At 55.3% G+C, this 18,017-nt stretch carries 16 protein-coding genes and 1 tRNA gene; 9 read left to right on the forward strand and 8 right to left on the reverse strand.

Translation table 11 applies throughout. The features are described from left to right. The first annotated feature begins 32 nt into the window (after positions 1-32). Positions 33-1,094 (forward strand): hypothetical protein, encoded by a 1,062-nt coding sequence (locus EDC90_RS08435; RefSeq protein WP_132310491.1) that lies wholly within the window; start codon positions 33-35, stop codon positions 1,092-1,094. Positions 1,095-1,164: 70 nt separating this feature from the next. Here EDC90_RS08435 and EDC90_RS08440 read toward each other — a convergent pair whose 3' ends face one another. Then, complete coding sequence (locus EDC90_RS08440) at positions 1,165-2,775, reverse strand: bifunctional metallophosphatase/5'-nucleotidase (protein ID WP_207903879.1); 1,611 nt, start codon at positions 2,773-2,775, stop codon at positions 1,165-1,167. A 118-nt stretch (positions 2,776-2,893) separates the two neighbouring features. Next, positions 2,894-3,517, reverse strand: coding sequence for a hypothetical protein (locus EDC90_RS08445; protein ID WP_132310494.1), 624 nt, complete (start codon positions 3,515-3,517; stop codon positions 2,894-2,896). Positions 3,518-3,683: 166 nt separating this feature from the next. Here EDC90_RS08445 and EDC90_RS08450 point away from each other — a divergent pair, with 166 nt between their 5' ends. Then, positions 3,684-3,986, forward strand: coding sequence for a SelT/SelW/SelH family protein (locus EDC90_RS08450; protein WP_132310496.1), 303 nt, complete (start codon positions 3,684-3,686; stop codon positions 3,984-3,986). Between the two features lie 11 nt (positions 3,987-3,997). Here the strand turns inward: EDC90_RS08450 and EDC90_RS08455 are convergent, their stop codons facing one another. Then, positions 3,998-4,591, reverse strand: a complete 594-nt coding sequence (locus EDC90_RS08455) for a transglycosylase SLT domain-containing protein (protein WP_132310498.1) — start codon at positions 4,589-4,591, stop codon at positions 3,998-4,000. Between the two features lie 259 nt (positions 4,592-4,850). On the opposite strand from EDC90_RS08455, the gene EDC90_RS08460 reads away from it, so the two are divergent. Next, positions 4,851-5,243, forward strand: coding sequence for a TIGR02300 family protein (locus EDC90_RS08460; RefSeq protein WP_132310500.1), 393 nt, complete (start codon positions 4,851-4,853; stop codon positions 5,241-5,243). 90 nt (positions 5,244-5,333) lie between these two features. Here the strand turns inward: EDC90_RS08460 and EDC90_RS08465 are convergent, their stop codons facing one another. Continuing rightward, positions 5,334-5,969 carry an aspartate/glutamate racemase family protein gene (locus EDC90_RS08465; protein ID WP_132310502.1) on the reverse strand — a complete coding sequence of 212 codons (636 nt, stop codon included), beginning with the start codon at positions 5,967-5,969 and terminating at the stop codon, positions 5,334-5,336. A gap of 360 nt (positions 5,970-6,329) precedes the next feature. Here EDC90_RS08465 and EDC90_RS08470 point away from each other — a divergent pair. Next, positions 6,330-6,405, forward strand: a tRNA-Ala gene (locus tag EDC90_RS08470). 260 nt (positions 6,406-6,665) lie between these two features. Here EDC90_RS08470 and EDC90_RS08475 read toward each other — a convergent pair. The 4 genes from EDC90_RS08475 to EDC90_RS08490 form a co-directional block, all read right to left on the reverse strand. Continuing rightward, the gene (locus EDC90_RS08475) at positions 6,666-8,081 is read right to left on the reverse strand and encodes a hypothetical protein (RefSeq protein WP_132310504.1); all 1,416 of its coding nucleotides are present in this window, start codon (positions 8,079-8,081) and stop codon (positions 6,666-6,668) included. A 439-nt stretch (positions 8,082-8,520) separates the two neighbouring features. Next, positions 8,521-11,178: an alpha-L-rhamnosidase gene (locus EDC90_RS08480; RefSeq protein ID WP_132310506.1), complete on the reverse strand. Its 2,658-nt coding sequence runs from the start codon at positions 11,176-11,178 to the stop codon at positions 8,521-8,523. A 77-nt stretch (positions 11,179-11,255) separates the two neighbouring features. Continuing rightward, the gene (locus EDC90_RS08485) at positions 11,256-11,927 is read right to left on the reverse strand and encodes a GntR family transcriptional regulator (RefSeq protein WP_132310508.1); all 672 of its coding nucleotides are present in this window, start codon (positions 11,925-11,927) and stop codon (positions 11,256-11,258) included. A 24-nt stretch (positions 11,928-11,951) separates the two neighbouring features. Beyond that, a complete protein-coding gene (locus EDC90_RS08490) occupies positions 11,952-12,845 on the reverse strand; it encodes a dihydrodipicolinate synthase family protein (RefSeq protein WP_132310510.1) in 894 nt (297 codons plus the stop codon). A 167-nt stretch (positions 12,846-13,012) separates the two neighbouring features. Here EDC90_RS08490 and EDC90_RS08495 point away from each other — a divergent pair, with 167 nt between their 5' ends. The 5 genes from EDC90_RS08495 to EDC90_RS08515 all read left to right on the forward strand — a co-directional run bounded on the left by EDC90_RS08495 (position 13,013) and on the right by EDC90_RS08515 (position 17,949). Further along, positions 13,013-14,002 carry a DctP family TRAP transporter solute-binding subunit gene (locus tag EDC90_RS08495; RefSeq protein ID WP_245510995.1) on the forward strand — a complete coding sequence of 330 codons (990 nt, stop codon included), beginning with the start codon at positions 13,013-13,015 and terminating at the stop codon, positions 14,000-14,002. Positions 14,003-14,007: 5 nt separating this feature from the next. Then, a complete protein-coding gene (locus EDC90_RS08500; RefSeq protein WP_132310512.1) occupies positions 14,008-14,514 on the forward strand; it encodes a TRAP transporter small permease in 507 nt (168 codons plus the stop codon). Between the two features lie 15 nt (positions 14,515-14,529). After that, on the forward strand, positions 14,530-15,834 hold the full coding sequence (locus EDC90_RS08505) for a TRAP transporter large permease (protein WP_132310514.1): 1,305 nt from the start codon (positions 14,530-14,532) through the stop codon (positions 15,832-15,834). Between the two features lie 140 nt (positions 15,835-15,974). Continuing rightward, the gene (locus tag EDC90_RS08510) at positions 15,975-16,280 is read left to right on the forward strand and encodes a hypothetical protein (RefSeq protein WP_132310516.1); all 306 of its coding nucleotides are present in this window, start codon (positions 15,975-15,977) and stop codon (positions 16,278-16,280) included. Between the two features lie 46 nt (positions 16,281-16,326). Continuing rightward, positions 16,327-17,949, forward strand: a complete 1,623-nt coding sequence (locus EDC90_RS08515; protein WP_132310518.1) for a fucose isomerase — start codon at positions 16,327-16,329, stop codon at positions 17,947-17,949. The last annotated feature ends 68 nt before the right edge of the window (positions 17,950-18,017 follow it).

Here is an 18,017-nt window from a genome sequence, read left to right on the forward strand (position 1 = left end):
TGCCAGCGGCAATCAGGATGATAACATCACAAATGACGCGACATAGAATCTCAGACAGATTGTCGCCGGCGTCTCAGACAGATTGTCGCGCTATAGATGATACTTCCGCTGGCGACGAACCGCGTGTCAGCAGCCTAAGCCGCGCCTTTGAAACGCTTTCAATACCGCGTTCGATGATCCGGACCGATCCTGCGACCGGTGCGCAGACCGTCACGGTTCTCAACAGTGAGTTACAGCAGAGCAGGCTTGCCTATCAGCCTTCTGTCGCGCAGATCCGTGCTGCATTTTACACCACCGGCCAGCCTTCGGAGAAAACTGAGATCTACAGGTTTGATGAGCAGGCCTATCTGAACCGCGACTATCTGCGCCAGTTCGATATCAACACCTATGCGCCACAGCAGCAGGATGCTGGTGCAGGCGATCAGGTTTCCCTCTCGACACTGCCGGCAGGCACACCTTTGCCTCAGGGAGATCCGGTGGCGGCATCCTCCACCGCGACAGCGCGCAGTAGCACCTCTTCCTCGAAGTCATCCAGCGCTGGCAAGACAACATCGGGCGGAGGCGCGTCATCATCCGGGAGTTGCTGGTCCGGCCGTTCTCCCGAAGGTCTTTCGCCAGCAGCTGCTGTTCAGCAGGCCTGGTGCCTGATGGACCTTGAACGACCGATGGAAGCGGCGAAGGCATTTGAAGTGGGACTGGGATCAGGATCGTCCAAAGTGCGGGAAGAGGCCGCCTATGGCCAGAGCCTTGCCTATATGCGCATGGGGCTGAACAGCAAAGCAGCTGTATCGGCATCGCAGGCACCACTAAACCGTGAAAGGCAGCTCGACGTTCAGATCCAGTTGCTGACCAACCGGGCGCTGGCAGCCTATCAGGGCGGTCATTATAACGATGCCCTGATGCTTCTCAGTCAGCGGGATCAGCTCGCCCCCCTTGAGGCCGGTCTGATGGTGATCCGTGGATATTCCTACTACAATCTCAAACGCTATTTCGATGCGCGTCAGGTCTTTGAAGCGCTGGCAGAGATGGGAAACCGCGATGGCATGGAAGGTCTGTCACTGGTCAATCAGGCGCTTGGTCTGGAAACGCAATAAGGCTTGGCGAAGAATATGATAAAGAATGAAAAGGCCCGGTTCAGTCGGGCCTTTTCCCGTCGTGGCTGCGTTATTCGGAAACGTTTTGAATGCGGCCGTCTGTCATCGGCTGATAAGGGCTGTTTTCAGCAAGATATTCAGCAACAACATCTTCCAGATTAGGACCGAAATCATAGGCGTTCATGCCAGCTTCGGCGAAAATCGCGTAACCGTCACCGCCGCTGCGAACATAGTTGTTGGTGACAACACCGTAGACCTTGTCAGCGTCAAGCGGAACGAATTCGCCGTTCTGCATGACCTCCACGGAGACAACGCGACTGCCGGGCTCCTTGCTCGGGTCATATGTGTATTTCATACCAGCAACCTGCGGATAACGACCGGCGCCTTCATCAATTTTCGAAAGACCGTTTTCGAGCGCTGCTTTGATGCCCGAGCCTTTTATCTGGAATGTGGCCAGCGTGTTCTGGAACGGCAGGACCGTCAGTACATCGCCCATGGTGACCACACCTTCGCCGATGGAGGCGCGTACGCCACCGCCATTTTGAATGGCGACATCAATGCCCTGGTCTTTGACGCGTTCGAGCATGGCATCGGCAACGAGATTGCCCATCGAGCATTCTTCAACACGGCAGACCGTGCGGTCTCCGTTGATCTGACCGTCGGTTTCACCGACTTCGCGTTTCTTCAATTCTTCAAGCGGTGCATCCAGTTCGGCGACACGCTCTGCAAATGCTTCGTCAGGTTTGATGCTGCCATCAAGCAGGATCGGATCGCCATTGGCCGCGGTCACAACGCCATCATCGTCAAAGGTCACCGAAAGGTCACCAAGATATTTCGAGTAGGCATAAGCTGTGACGACAGGAACCGCGACACCCGAGGGGTTTGTGACCATGGTCGGGTATGGTCCGGCTGCATCCTCATCCGAATTGGAAAGCAAGGTGTGGCTGTGACCGCCGACAATCACATCGATACCGTCGACAGCGGCAGCGATTTCCTGATCGCGCTTGTAACCGACATGTGAAAGCAGGATGATTTTGTTGACGCCCTGTGCCTCAATTTCAGGAACAACCTCTTTCAGGTATTCAATCTCATCCCGGAATGAAATCGCCGCACCCGGTGAAGAGGTTTCGCCGGTATCGGTTGCCAGCACAGAAACTACGGCAACCTGCTCACCGCCGACATCGAAAACCTTGTATCCGTCGAATTTGCCATGAACGACACTGTCTTCGCTGGCGATGGTATTGCCGGAAAGGATCGGGAAATTGATCGCGTCAATGAAGTTCAGAAGCTCTTCCGGGCCATCATCGAATTCGTGATTACCGATGGCCATGGCGTCAAAGCCGATGCCGTTCATGAATTCGGCGATCGGAGCACCCTTGTACTGGGTGTAAAACAGTGAGCCCTGAAACTGATCACCCGCGTCCAGAACCAGAATATTCTCACCGGACAGCGCTTCACGTTGCTGATCAACCGCGCTTTTTACACGGGCAATGCCGCCAAAGCATTTTCCCTCGGCATCATCTTCAGCCGAGCAGGTCGAATCATAGTTGTTGATCGGCTCAATGCGTGAATGCAGATCGTTGATGTGAAGGATATTCAGATCGTATTCGGCAAACGCACTACCTGCGGAAATCGCAAGCGCCGAAGCCCCCAGAAGCACGGCTCTGGAAAAAGACATCATGTCACACTCCTCGTTTGATGACACGCGGACCTACCCGAAAGGTCCGCGCTTCAAAAGCGAGCTTAACGTGGTTTTATGAAAATGCGATAGTGGCAAATCGTCAGAAAGTTGCGATGTGTCAGTAGTTCGCGTTCATGCTGGTTGACGGGAAACCGGTATTGCTCATCGAAGATGATGAAACCGGGCTGCTCATCGTCCCTGACATCGCTGGTTGTCCGGTCATTGGCTGGCCGGATACAGGCTGGCCCGGGACCTGTTGACCGGGAACCTGCTGGCCGTTCGCATTCGCTGCATTTGCAATGGCTGCAGGTGCATCTGCCAGCGTGAAACCGTAAGGGGCTGTCGATGGCTTGTAGAGTGAGAACTTGTCACCCTGGCTCGGCGTACAATTCATCAGGTAGTCTGAGATCACCGAGCAGTTGACCCGGCTGCGGGTCTGGCGCAGCACTGAGGTCAGGTCAATTTCGACCACATTTCCGGCGACCTCTGTGTAGGATCCCGTCGCAAGGATCTGATTGGAATCGGCTGTGCGCGTTTCAAAACGCCCGGCAGAAAAGTTTGAAATAATCCCGTTCTTATCAAGCCACCGACCATCAATGGCAGAGGTCGGAACCTGTGGACGAACAGAACCGGGGTTATACTGCGGTGTGGAATAGGTGGAGCAGCCTGCCACAATGACAGCGCCAGCGACAGCGGCGATCCGGATCGTTTTCTTGTGTGCGCTCAAGCGAAACTGTTTCATTTTGTGACAAAGGCCTCATCTGCCCGGAAGGCAATCATTAAAGGGTGAACGGATTTCAACAGCCTCAGGCTATCCTAAAATCACCAAAAGAAAAATGGCGTTCTGACTGTGTTGTCGGTCGCTGATCGTTTAAGCCTGCTGCATCGCTCGTGAACAGGAGGATTTTATGACCAACAAGCCTGAAGTCAGAATTACCTATTGCAGCATGTGTAACTGGCTGATGCGTTCGGCCTGGATGGCGCAGGAGCTGCTTTCGACCTTTTCGCACGAGCTGGCCGCAGTAAAGCTTGAGCCGGGAACCGGCGGTATCTTCGAGATCCGTGTTGATGAGGTTCTGATATGGGAGCGTAAGCGTGATGGTGGATTTCCCGGACCGAAAGAACTGAAACAGCTGGTGCGCGATGTCATCGATCCTGAGCGTGATCTTGGTCATGTAGACAAATACAATCCCGAACCTGAGACAGACTGAAATTCTGTTTGTCAGCCTGGGCAGCGGCGAAGCTGTGCTTCATATACCTGCGTCATTTTCTGCGCCCGCGCCGCCGCACTCTTGGCGACAGGTCTGTTTTTCCATACGCCGCGTGAATACCCGGCGTGGCCAGAGTGATAGGCTAGGTAGAGATTGTAAGGGTCGTTCAGCGCAATACCGTTCCTGATATGGCTTTGATAATGATACCAGGCGATAAAGTAGATCGCGTCTCCGAAATCAGTGCGGGAAACACCGCGCTGCCCGGTGCGCGATTTATACTCTGACCATGTGCCATCGAGGGCCTGGGAATATCCGAGTGCGCTTGAGGCGCGCGGCCCGGGAATGAAGCCCAGAATTTTCTTGCGTGGTGGCCGCGCATGAGAATCGAATGAGGATTCGACGTAAATCGTTGCCATCAGCACCGATACAGGCACGCCATAGTCTCTGGATGCTTTTTCCGCATCCCGCCGCCAATTTTCAAACAGGCCATTGCGTTGATCGAAAATGGCACAACTATTCCCGACGTTGCTGACGGTGGACGAGCAACCCGATAAAATGGCAAGGCCGAGAATAACGGCGACTACTGACAGGCGCGAAATAGACATGCGGCATTGTCTACCGGGCGCCTGTTAAGAAAAGGTTTTTAAAAATGGTTAACGGATCGGTGTTTTTTTTAAGACTGTAAAGTGAAACCCCTTTTTTGCCGGTGTTTTTCGGTTACATTCCACCCGTGCCGCAATCGATGAACTTAGTCTTTGACAGACAGCGCATAGCGCTATAAGGGGACCGCCTAAAGAAAGCGCGAAAACTGCTGGCGGATTAGCGCGTGCCAGCCTTTAATCCGGAATTTATGAGGGACTGAACGTGGCTAAAGCGGAATTGGGAACGAAAAGAACCTGCCCAGACACGGGCAAGAAATTTTATGACCTCAACAAGGATCCGGTGGTCTCTCCCTATTCGGGCAATTCCTGGCCGCTGTCCTATTTTGAGGATACGGCTTCGATGGCCGTGGTCGAGGAAGAAGAAGAAAACGACGTCGCCGAAGTCGATACGGAGAACTCGGATGTCGAAATGGTTTCTCTGGAAGAATCCGATGACGACAGCCCATCCGATAATATCCCGAGCGTCGATGGCGACGAAGACGACGAAGTCGAAATTTCAGACGATGACGACGATACCTTCCTCGAAACTGACGACGATGATGACGATGACGTTTCCGGTATCATCGGTGTTTCCGACGAAGACGAAGACAACTAAGTTCAGTATTTCCTGAACGTCTGATTTCCAGGAAAAGCCGCTGGCCAGCGATGGTCCGGCGGCTTTTTGTATGAGATGCGGCCGGGAGGTTTATGAAGACGCCTTTTTAACCGCGGCAGCAAGGCCGGCCTTGGGGCTCGTATATGGAGCGGGACCGTGCTTCACACGCTCTGCTGCGCCTGTCATGGAAGCCTGGGCCAGCGCGACAGCATCGGCCCCATCGCGGTAAGCCTGATCGGCGGCCTCGGAAATCATATGAAGGTATCCATCGCTGTCATCCGCCTTGAGCTTTTCCCAGGCACCTGGAACCAGCACCATCTGAAACTGTCCGCCATGTGCATTGGCTACTTTTGAGAAGAGCGCTTCGGTCGGTTCCATCGTGGTTTGCGCGGCACACAGCACGGTTAGTTTCCTGTCCGCTGCCAGCGCCGCTTCAGCAAGCGCTTCATCAACCCTTAGAACCGGCGCATCGGGAAAATCCTCAACAGCGGGACCGATTGAAGAACATGTCAGCAGCACGGCATCCGCCTCTTCGAGATGCTGGCGAAGCTCTCTTGCGACTTCTTCACGCAGTTGTGGTGTCAGCCATCCCTGTTCTTCTGTGGCCGCCAGCAGGTCCTGACGCAGATGGTGAGACAACGTCTTCGGCGGCAGGCCAAGCCCTTCGGCGGCCCTCTCGAAAATGTCGATATTGCCTTTGGCTGTGTGGACACAGGCGATGTGCATGGTGTGTTACCTCTTGTTCTAATCGTTTTGCAGCGCAGGTTGCTTTGTTCGCGGCCATAACCTTCCAATGCTGCAAAGTCATGAATCGTTTCATTTCCGACAGAACTTTCGGGTCACATGCCACGGACTGCGGGGAGGGGGCCTTAACGGCTGCGGTTCGGGCGTTTTCTTCGGCTGTTTCCAATGGCGCACAAGTGATTGCAGGCAACCAATGGAGGCTTTTGCGATTTGCTGGGCATTTTTTTATTTCTGGCGCTTTTTGGGGCTTGCATCTGTCATGAAACCTCAGTATCAAGCCGCCACCCGACGCGATCAAGCGTTATCACGAACCTGATTTTCCAGACGGGTTCGAATGTTGATGGGGCTATAGCTCAGCTGGGAGAGCGCCTGCATGGCATGCAGGAGGTCAGCGGTTCGATCCCGCTTAGCTCCACCAAATTCTCGAAAATTATCTCGATCAATCAGTCAAGCAAATCGCGTTTACCATGTTAGCGTGGGTATGCTGATATTGGCGGTGGCTTTCAACCTTCATCCGGGGACCAGTATTTTGGACATGGCCGGAAGCCGGGTTTTGCTGACGGTCGGAGGCATCCTGCTTGCCGTGCTGATGCTGCTGCTCCTTCCGAGGAAACAGTCCTCATAATGCCGCTGGCTGGCATGCCGCCTCCGCGAACAGAGGCGGTTGGGTTTAAAGCTTCAAAACCGTGTGATTTGCGCCCCGTCACCCGTCTCATCAATGGTTTCAATCGTTGTTGACGGTTGTTGATCTTGCGCCAGCCGGTCAGGCTGTGATGAAATATCCGGCATGCTGCGTGATCGGGCCTGCGGCGCTGGCGAAAGCCTTAAGCTTGCGCCAAAGATATCCTGTGCAGCGGGAGCGGACTGCCGCCGGGAAGCAACGGGTCTCAGCGAAGTCGGTGCTTGCGGGTTTTCAGAAGCATCCCGTGAGCGTGCCGGCAAAGCGCCAAGCTCGATATCGCCGTTTTGAATGGCAGCCTGGTTTGCTTCATCAATCGCATCCTGCCGCGGCGTCCATATGTCGATGATCGCTCGGCCCGGGTTCTCAGCAGTCGCGTTTTGGATTGCGCTGCGAGGCTGGCTGTAACTGGGGCCGACCCCAAAGTTCACACGCGGATACCATGTTGCAGCCGCTGCGCCGTTCAGCGGTGAGCCATTGCAGTCCACGACGCCAACCGTTGGCAGGTTGTTCCAGAAATCAATTCTGTCGGGTAAGGCAACAAAGGCCTTAGCCTTGTTGGGCCATTTCGAGGCTACCAGATACTGACTGTGGCTAAAAGCAAGGCGCGCAGCTTCCGCGAAGCCAAAACGTGTCGCCAGTCCGGAAGTGCTGCCAAAGGGATTATCACCTGTTGCAAGAGCTGCTGATGCGCCAGCAATGCTGCCGAAAAGGCCTGAAGCGAGATGAATTCCGCATGCCTGCACCCAGCCAGGATTATCCTGCATGTTCCAGGATACTGTCATGCCGGCCTCTGATCCAAGCGTGCCTTGAATGGGACCGCCCGGAAGCGGAGGACGAGCGTTGCCTTCGGTTGCAGAGGTTGTCGTTTCGCTTTCAGGGGGCGGAAGATTTGTATATGGCAGCGCCATTTCACCACGGACCAGAACCTCCTGTACATATTGGAAGTTGCTGAAGTGTTTCTGCTGGCCCCGCATTTTCAGATCAAAGCGGAATCCCATCTGGTCAACCATCAGTCCGCCGGCCTTGACGTGATCAGCAATGGCGCCGCCCAAACCTGCTTCATCGTGAAGAAGAAACAGTGTCGCAGTCAGTGATGTGCTTCCATCGCTGTGTCGGGTCAGTGCGGGCGAGAACTGCAGCTGAACGCCGATTTTATTGTAAGCCGACAATGTCCCGATGCCATTGCCTGATGACGGAGTCCATGCAAGCTGGTTGATATTGAGACCATGGCTACGAAAGCGCTCGTTGACCAGGCTCAACACCGGGTTGTCCGGCCATTGCCTTTCAACCGCGCTGAGAACCTGGTTAAGGACACTTGCTTCGACCTGCTGCGTAAAATCGCGCCGCTCGTTCAAAATGCCGTCCTGCTGAAGCTGCCGGACTGTCTCGACGGGAAGGTCTGCAATGTTCATGGCCGGCTGTGAGAAAGACCTTTGAATGTTGCCGGTCTCCGCTCTGGCAGAAGAAGGGCTGGCGGCCATAGAGCCTGATCGCACCCTTAGAATATCTGAAATTCGTTCGGCCGAGGTGTCATTCGCGCCCTCTGGTTCGCGTTGATGTGGCACATCACCTCTGGTGGGTGATGTCTGCCTTGCCCTGTTCCCTAAGGATATGACTGTGCTTACCTGCGGGGGCGTATTGCTGGTATGAGAAGCTCCAACGGACGTTAGTTCAGGCAAGTTTCTATCCTCCGGCACATTTCGCTGATGCCTGAGGATAGGATTTTAAACCGCAATAACGAATTCGGATAAGGCGATACCATGCGGGCCGGAATGCCTGATGGATCGAGCCTCAGATGGTCTGCTTTCTGGCAGGCCTCGGGAGCGGACTGTCAGTGTGAGAAAACCCCTTTCAGCCCGCAACGGCAAACGTCAAACGATGTGTGCCGGATGAAAGGTGCATAACCGCATCGGCAACCGGTTCGCCGTCGTGCCGGAGTGCGGTTACGTTTTCAGGCATCGTGACAGTTGCCGAAACGCCGGGCGGAATTGTTATCGACCACTGGCCTGTGCTGCCATCAAACTGCCACTGGCTTTCAATGGTGCCGGTGCGCGCATGATACCGGGCCTTCACATGACCTATTCGTTTGTCAAAAACCGGTTTCATGGTGAGGTGGCGATAGCCCGGACCAATCTCGCACCAGTCAATGCCCGCCAGTCGCGACCAGATCCACTCGCCGACGGAGCCATAGGCATAGTGGTTGAATGAATTCATGTTCGGGCTTTGAAAACCGTCTTCGGGCGTCCAGCCATCCCAGCGTTCCCAGATGGTTGTGGCGCCATGGCGGATTGAAAAGCCCCATGACGGATAGCTTTCCTTCAGCAGCAGATCGACCGCCTTTTCAGCGCTGATATGGTTGGCAACCACAGGGCAGACATGGCGGACTCCGAGAAAACCGGTCTGCAGGTGCCAGCCGGCATTTTCGAAGAGGTTTTCAAGGTGCTGTGCAGCAGCCGGGCGTATATCCTCGGGCAAAATCTCAAAATCGAGCGCCAGCAGATAGGCCGTTTGCGTGTTGCTTGAAAGTCTTCCCATGCCGTCACAGAACTCTTCGCAGAAGGCGTTTCTGAGCCGTTTGGACAAGACTTCCCAGCGCGCGGATGTTCGCCCGATCGCGCCCGCGATTTTTGCCATCAGATCGGAGATGTAGATCCAGTAGGCAGAGGCAACCAGAAAGGGATCGGTTTTCGGCCCGACATTCAGCCAGTCGCCGTAATTGTTGTTATTGCGGTTGCGGCGAATGCCATCCGGATTGGCCTCCTCGATATAATCCATCCAGGCGACCAGATGTTCATAGGCGCGCGACAGAAACTGATGGTCGCCATAGCGCAGATAGTGTTGCCACGCCATGATGATCGGTCCATCGCCCCAGCCAGGCGCGCCGGGCTGCGGGGTCAGACGATATGGATTGAGCGGCTTGGTCGGGGCCACGTCCGGAAACGCGCCTTGCGGTGCCTGACCGTCGATCAGATCTTCCATCCACTTATTGAGGAATGCCTCGACATCCATGTTGTAACCGGCTGTGCGCCAGAAAACCTGTGCGTCCGCGGTCCAGCCATAACGCTCATCCCGTTGCGGGCAGTCGGTCGGGACAGAAAGAAAGTTGCCGCGCTGCCCCCAGACGATATTGGACAGAAGCTGATTGACAAGCGCATTCCCGGTTTCGATTTTGCCTGTCGCCGGCGTGTCTGTCTGAATTGCGATGGCGCAAAGCTTCGGTTCAGCGGAGATCGCACCTTCAATCGTCAGGCTGGCATATTGAAAACCGCGAAAGGTGAAGCGTGGTTTGAATGTTTCCTCGCCTTCACCTTTCGCGATGTAGATATCTTCGTTGACCGCATAGCGCATGTTGTCGAGGTAGAGCGCGCCGTCATCGGTCAGGCGTTCGGCAAAACGCAGCCGGAAAACCGTTCCGGCTTCGGCCTGAACACGCAGCTTTGCATAACCGGCGAGGTTCTGCGAAAAATCATAAATGCGCGCACCGTCCTTTTCGTGCAGGAAACGGCCATCAAAGCGTGCGACTTCACGGGCGGGCTGAACGCGCTGGGCATCGAGGTGCGGGGCTGCCGGATCAGGTGTGAAGACTTCAACCGGCTGCCAGTTTGAGGCATCGAAGCCGGGCTTGTCCCATCCGGCGATCTCAAGGCGTGCATCATAGGCCTCACCGGCGAGAAAGTCGCTGTAGAGGATAGGCCCTTGCGCTGTCTGCCATTGTTCATCCGTGACGACCGTCTCCCGCCGTCCATCGGCATATTCCAGGCTTAGCTGACAGAGAAAGGACGGACGACCGCCATAATGATTGCCGGCGCGGCGTTGGTTGTGGCCGATCCGGCCGGAATACCATCCTTCGCCCAGGATGGCGCCAATCACGTTCTCGCCCTCCTGAAAGCTATCGGTGATATCGAAGCTTTGGTATTCGGCGCGCTGGTGGTAGTCGGTCCAGCCCGGTGCCATCACGTAATCGCCAATGCGTTTACCGTTGACGGAAAGCTCGTAAAGTCCAAGCGCGGAGACATAGGCGCGAACGCGCACCGGTTTTTCCGGCAGGACAACAGCCCGGCGCAGGTAGTCTGCCGGGCGGGCCTGATAGCGATTGTCGTAGCGATTGCCCTGTGGGACTTCGCGTCCGGCCGGCAAAACGAAATAGCGTGCGATCCATTCCGCCGACCAATCCTCGCGGTTCAGCCCGGTAAAGAAGTTTGCCGGTTCCGAGAAACCAGCACTGTCGCCATTTTCGTCCCAGAGGCAAACAGACCACCAAAAAACACAGTCAGACTGCGGTGGTGCACCGTCCCAGACCAGACCCGGCCAGTCGCCTTCGCGCTTGCCGCTGTCCCAGATATCCGCTGTTCCATTCATGGCCAGATGCCTGTTGCTGCTGACAACCACCCGGCAGGCTTCCTGGCGTTTGGCCTTGCCCGACACAGACCATGAAAAACGTGGGCTCTCGCCGTTCAGCCCTGATGGTGTCTCAAGGGCGTTGACGCGCAGATTATGCGCTTGCAGCATGGGTTTTCCTCCCGCAAGTCAGTTTGAATACGCCGGAGCAGGTTCCTCCACGGCAACAGGTGTTTTTTTCGAAGCCTTCAGAGCTGCAATGCGCGCTCACGCGCATTACGGACATGGCGATCCATGGCCTCAATTGCCTTCATTGTATCGCGCTCCTGAATGGCGGAAATAATGTCTAAATGGTCGCCGAATGCATCCGGCAGAACGTGTTCATTGAGCTTGATCCGGTCCAGCTTGATCAGGCGCATTCGAATGGCATTGATATTATAGGTATTGCGCAGAAGTTCGTTACCCGTTGCCGCAATCAGCAGGTTATGAAATCCCGTGTCGATTTCCTGTCCGCGCGCCAGCGCTTCCGGCGTGGGCTTGCTTCGCACTGTGTCAATGATATCGGTATGGAGCTTGCGCTGGTTCTCCAGCACACTGTCCGGCATTTCGCGCACGGCATAGATGACGGCTTCACGCTCAAGGGCGGCGCGCATCTGGAAAGCATTGCGGATCATGGGAAGATCAATGGCGGGGATCAAAATTCCCCGCTGAGGCAAAACGTTGATCAGACCTTCTGCCTGCAGCCGAGGCAGAAGTTCACGCAAAGCCCCGATCGACAGGTGCAGCATTTCCACAAGCGCGCGCTGGCTGACCATCTGGCCCGGTCGGAGGTTGCCACTCATCAGCGCTTCCTGAAACAGGTCGTAGGCGGCATCTTTCACGCCCGAGCTGCTTTCTCCGGCGGCATGAAACTTCGTCATCGCACCGACTTCCTCTCCGTTTGCTTATTCCTTGAGTGTCTCATCAATACGTTTGTAAACTGCCTTCATTGTCTCTTCACTGGCCACCTTAAGCGGTGGAACCGCTGTTTTGAAAGCTGCCTCTTTGCGCTGCTCTGCCACCATAGCCTTCAAAACGGTAAGCCCGCCAAATGCATCGACAGCTTCAATGCGCGAAGCGGCCTGCCTTCTGAAATCTTCAGTCACAGGGCCGGTATAAAGGCGAACAGTATCAGCCGGAAAGGGATTGGTCATGCCACCGATCATTCCCGCGCCACCTGCGGCAACCATCTCCGGCAGAATACGGTCATCACCGGTAAAGACCGAAAGCTGCGGAAAGCGTCTGATCAGTTTCAGGCCAGCGTCAAGATCTCCGGTGGAATCCTTGATACCGATAACTCGCTCACCAAGCCGATCAAGCACGATCTGAACCAGCGTCTCATCGAATGTCACGCCGGAAAAATGCGGAAAATTGTAGAGAATGATCTCCGTATCCGGGGCCCCGGCCCTGGTGATCATCGCATCATAAAAATCGGCGACAGCTTCAGGTGAAGACGGAGCATAGTAGAATGGCGGGATCACCAGCGCTGCCCGCGCATCAACCTCGGCGATCGCCCTGAACATGCTGGCGGCCTCGTCCAGCGAAGATGAAACCACGCCGGGAATATGGCGCTTCATATCCATACCGGAACCGGCGATTGCTTTCAGAGCATCGGCTTTTTGCCGCGTTGAAAAGGATGCGCCTTCTCCGGTCGTGCCGAATTCGGAAACATAGGCACAGCCAGCGTCTAGAACTGTTTCCATATGCGCCTTGAGGCGGTCCGTATCGATATCGTAGGTCTTCGTGACCGGCGTTACACACGCGGCAACAACGCCTTTGAGATTACTCTCGGCTTTCATTCTGGCTCCCCCCAGATCAATCATCCTCTCAATTTGATCAGATGAATTACAGTATTACTGATACAATCAGCATTTACATCAGTACGCTTAGGCCGTAAAGTCTGTTTCGGTCGCCGGGAGGGAAGAAGACTGAGGAGCCCGGCCGATAAATTTTTGGAGGACTCAATTTGACCAAGAACACTTTCGCCAAGGCACTATTGTGCTCTGTGATGCTCGCCACACCTGTTATGGCGGCTGATCCCATCGAAATGAAAATGACGGTTCCCAGTGTGCCAACTGATCTGCACACCAAAGCCCTTCATGTTTTCAAGGATGCCATCGACAAGGAAATGCCGGGCGCCTTTGACGTTCAGATTTATGATTCCGGCTCATTGTTCGGTCAGGGGGCTGACCTCGATGCGCTTCAGCGCGGCAATGCCGAAATGACTTATGTATCGTATCAGTTGATCGCCGATGCGCTGCCGCAATATGGCCTTTTGACGGCTGGCTACCTGTTCCGCAGCCCGGCGCATTATCGTGCGTTTCTCGACAGCGATATCGGCCAGGAATTCCAGCAGACCGTTTCCGATGAAATGGACATCAAGATCCTTGATGCGTGCTACCTCGGAACGCGTCAGCTCAACCTGCGCGATACGATGGACATTGAAACGCCGGAAGACCTGAGCGGTGTGAAACTGCGCATGCCAAGTTCCGATGCCTGGCTGTTCCTCGGCAAGGCGCTGGGCGCCAACCCGACGCCGCTGCCTTTCGGGGAGGTTTATCTTGGCCTGCAGACCGGCACGATTGATGCACAGGATAATCCTTTGCCAACCGTCGAGGCCGCAAAATTCTATGAGGTGACAGACCAGATCACGCTCACATCGCATCTTGTCGATGCCATCAACTTCTCGGTTTCGAACCAGTTCTGGGATGAGCTTGACGATGCACAGAAACAGGCGGTGACAGCCGCAGCCAAAGCCGCGTGCGACTGGAACAATGCAGAACGGGTGAAGGTTGAAAACGATCTCGTTGAATTCTTCGAGGGCGAAGGGCTCACGGTGACGACGCCGGATGTCGATGCCTTCAGAACCCATGTTCAGAAGGCTTACATGGATTCGCCGCGTGCCAAGGACTGGCCGCAAGGCTGGGTCGAAAAGATCAACCAGCTGGCCGAGTGATATCAATGCCGCTCGCAATGAATGGTAATGCCCTGCGCAAGTGGGGCATTTTTCTCAAAATGGTCGCCGATACGATCGGCGCTCTGTTTTTCCTGTCTGCCTTTGTCGGGTTCATCATCCAGATCTTCTATCGTTATGTGATGAACCAGCCGCTGCTGTGGACCGAGGAATTCACCATGATTGCCTTCGTCTGGGCGGTTTTCTGGGCGGCGGCCTTTTGTGTGCCCGTTCGCGAGCACGTGTCGTTCGATGTTGTCTATGACATCGTCTCCGAGCACACGCGCCGCCTGTTCACGATGTTTTCCATGGTGGTGCTTATCGTCGCATTTGCGATGCTGATTCCGTACACGTGGGATTATCTCGACTTTCTGACGCGCAAGAAAAGCTCGGTTCTGAGGCTGCCGATGAACCTGGTATATGGCTGCTATCTGCTATTCCTGTTCGGCTTCACCGTGCAGGCGATCTGGCGGCTTATGCGGCTTTTCGGGCCGGAATGGCGCGACGAAATCTGACCCGGGGGCAATGAGATGACGTTCCTTTCCGAGCATGCGCTTATCGTCATGCTGGTCATTATGGTGACCATAACGATCACCGGTCTGCCCTTCGGCATCGCCATGATCGTTTCCAGTATCTTCTATCTGTTTTTATCCGGCCGTGATGTCGGGCTTGCGGCTGAGAACGTTTTGAACGGCGTCTTCGGCAATTTTGTCGCGCTTGCCGTGCCACTGTTTATTTTTGCGGCCAATGTCATGAATGAAGGCAAGATTTCTGACCGGTTGCTGAATTTCGCACTGGCGCTTGTCGGGCGGTTGCCCGGCGGACTGGCGCAGGTGAATATCTTCACCAGCCTGATCTTCTCGGGCATGAGCGGGTCGGCAATTTCCGATGCCGCCGGCGTCGGCAAGATCATCACTGGCATGATGATGAAGGAAAACCGTTATCCGCGCGGCTTTGCCGGTGCGCTGACTGCAGCCTCCGCTGTTGTCGGGCCGATCTTCCCGCCATCGATCCCGATGGTGTTCTATGCCCTGATTTCCTCGACATCCGTGGGGGTTCTGTTTCTGGGTGGCGTCGTGCCAGCGCTTTTGATGTGTACCGTCATGGCCGTGGCGGTCGGGATCATGGCAAAGGTCCGTGGTTTTCCGATTGAAGATGCCATTCCTTTCAGGGCTATGCCGCTGATCTTCATCAGAGCTTTTCCGGCATTGCTGATGCCGATCATTTTGCTCGGCGGCATCTATTCCGGCATCTTCACCCCAACCGAGGCCGCTGCTGTTTCTGCTCTTTATGCGTTGCTGCTGGCCGTTTTTGCCTATCGGGTTCTGGGGCTTCGTTCTTTCTGGAATGTGGTCGTTTCCAGCATGAAAACGACCGCCGTCGTGACCATGGTCCTGTGCGGCGCCTTCATCTTTAACTACGTTATCACGGTCGAGCGCGTGCCGCAGGCCGTCTTCCAGACATTTGAAGCCTTCGAGCTGCAGACCTGGCAATTCCTGCTGCTCCTGAATGTGCTTTATCTGCTTCTCGGCTGTATCCTCGATGTTTCCACGATCATGCTGGTGGTCACGCCGCTGTTTATTCCAACGGCCGCGGCTATGGGTATCGACCTCAATCATCTCGGCATTGTTCTGGTGTTCAACATGATGATCGGGCTGATCACGCCGCCATACGGGATCCTGCTGTTTATCATCAAGGCGTTGAACGGGATTCCGCTTTCGGAGTTGATCCGCGAAACGTGGTTCTTCATGGCCATTTTGATCTCGATGCTGATGGCGCTGACGTTCATTCCCGCGCTCTCACTATGGTTACCGAGAGCTGCAGGCATGTTGTGAGTTGGAGGCTCCGGTTTGTGCCGGAGCCTTTTCAGATTCTCAAGCACGGGGACGTGCCGCAAAGGCGGGTGTTGCGGATCCGCTAATGTGGTCATTTCCAAAGGGTCTGACATTTTCTCAGCCAGAGGGCCGGATTGCTCTTGCTGCATCGCTTCAGAAAACGTATAAAACCTTTGCTAACTCGTAACAGCAAACGCTTCTGGGAAGGTGTTGAGACAGGAGAGGGGTCGCTGCGCTGTCATCGCGTGCCTTTCTTTAAAGCGGATATATGGCTGTTGCCAGCCGCCTGGTGCCTTTCGTTTTCTCAGAAAAAACGCAGCCTGTATCTGAGCTGCGGCGGGTTTGATCTCCAGGCATTGCTTCAGGCAGACGATCTGCTGGCGGGAAGCCTGAAGTCCGGTCAGGCTCCTTCAAAAAGCCGGGCTTTAAAGCCGGAGCCGAACTGAAACATAATTCTGCGCAAGAGGCGCAACTGCGGAAAGGACATATACCATGTCGACGGGACCTCATATTCTGATGGTGGCAAGCGGCGACCTTCGCGAGAGCGCGAATGTCAAATGCTGGCCTGCGCAACAGGCGCTGGAAGCTGAACTCACGGCAGCAATCGAAAAGCTGGGCGGCTCGATTGAGCGTGCGCATCCGGTCAAGGCCGATCTCGGTCACGGTTTTATTGCCAGCCAGAAAGAAGGCCTCGATATCTTCGCCAATATCGACAAAAAGGCGCCGCTGATTGTCGCAGAAGCCGTCTGGCAGTATTCGCTGCATGTTCTGCCCGGCCTGATGGCACATGAAGGCCCGATCCTGACGGTGGGTAACTGGTCGCCGACATGGCCCGGCCTTGTTGGCCTGCTGAACCTCAACGGTTCGATGACCAAGGCCGGTATTGACTACTCGTCGCTCTGGACGATCGATTTCAAGGATGAATGGTTCCTGACACGCCTTGAACAGTGGATGAAGACCGGCAAGGTCGATCAGGATACATCGCATGTCACGTCTTACGCCGGCGCCAAAAATGAAAAGGCCGCGGCACTGGCGAAAGACATTGCCGGCGACCTGAAATCCCGTCGCACGATCATGGGCGTCTTCGATGAAGGCTGCATGGGCATGTACAATGCCATCATTCCCGATGAGCTTCTGTTCCCGCTTGGCATTTTCAAAGAGCGCCTGTCGCAGTCGGCACTTTATTACGCCACGACACAGGTGCCAGATGCCGAGGCACAGGACGCTTTCGACTGGCTGAAGGAAAAGGGCCTGAACTTCCATTTCGGTGAAAATGGCGCCGAAGAGCTGACGCCGGATCAGGTTCTTTTGCAGTGCAAGATGTATATCGCGGCTGTGCGCCTTGCCGAACAGTTCGGATGCGAGGTTATCGGTATTCAGTATCAGCAGGGGCTGAAAGACCTGTTGCCAGCATCTGACCTTGTTGAAGGCCTGCTCAACAACTCTGAACGTCCGCCGGTCAAGGGCATTGACGGCAAGATCATCCGTGAAGGCAAGCCGGTTGTTCACTTCAATGAAGTGGATGAATGCGCTGGCCTCGACGCACTGATGACCAACCGTATCCACTCAGCGCTGGAGCAGCCGGTAGAGACAACGCTGCACGACATCCGCTGGGGCGACTATGACCCGACCGGCTCGACAGATGCGTATGTCTGGACCTTTGAAATCTCCGGTGCTGCTCCGGCTGCCCATCATGGCGGCTATGACAAGTCATCGTCCATGCGCCAGCCACCGATGTTCTTCCCGGCTGGCGGGGGTACGCTGCGCGGTATCGCAAAGCCCGGCGAAATCATATGGTCGCGTATCTTCGTTCAGGATGGCAAGCTGCATATGGATCTCGGTCGCGGCAAGGCTGTCGAGCTGCCGGAAGAAGAAACCGAACGCCGCTGGACGTCGACCGACTATGCATGGCCGATGATGCACGGTGTTCTTTACGGCGTTTCCCGCGATCAGATGATGGCGCGGCATAAGTCGAACCATATCCAGGTTGTTTACGCCAATGACGCCGAAGCCGCTGATATGGCCATGGCCGCCAAGGCCGCTCTGGCGCATGAACTTGGCATGACTGTCAGCCTTTGCGGAACGGCCGCTGACGGCAGCCCGCTCAAGGTCTGATCGCGGTCCTTGAACAAAAACAGGTTGCCGCTTTTTCGCGGCAGCCTTCAATCGACAGGAAATCGCGG

This window comes from Martelella mediterranea (assembly GCF_004342225.1).
Classification (GTDB): Bacteria; Pseudomonadota; Alphaproteobacteria; order Rhizobiales; family Rhizobiaceae; genus Martelella; species Martelella mediterranea_B.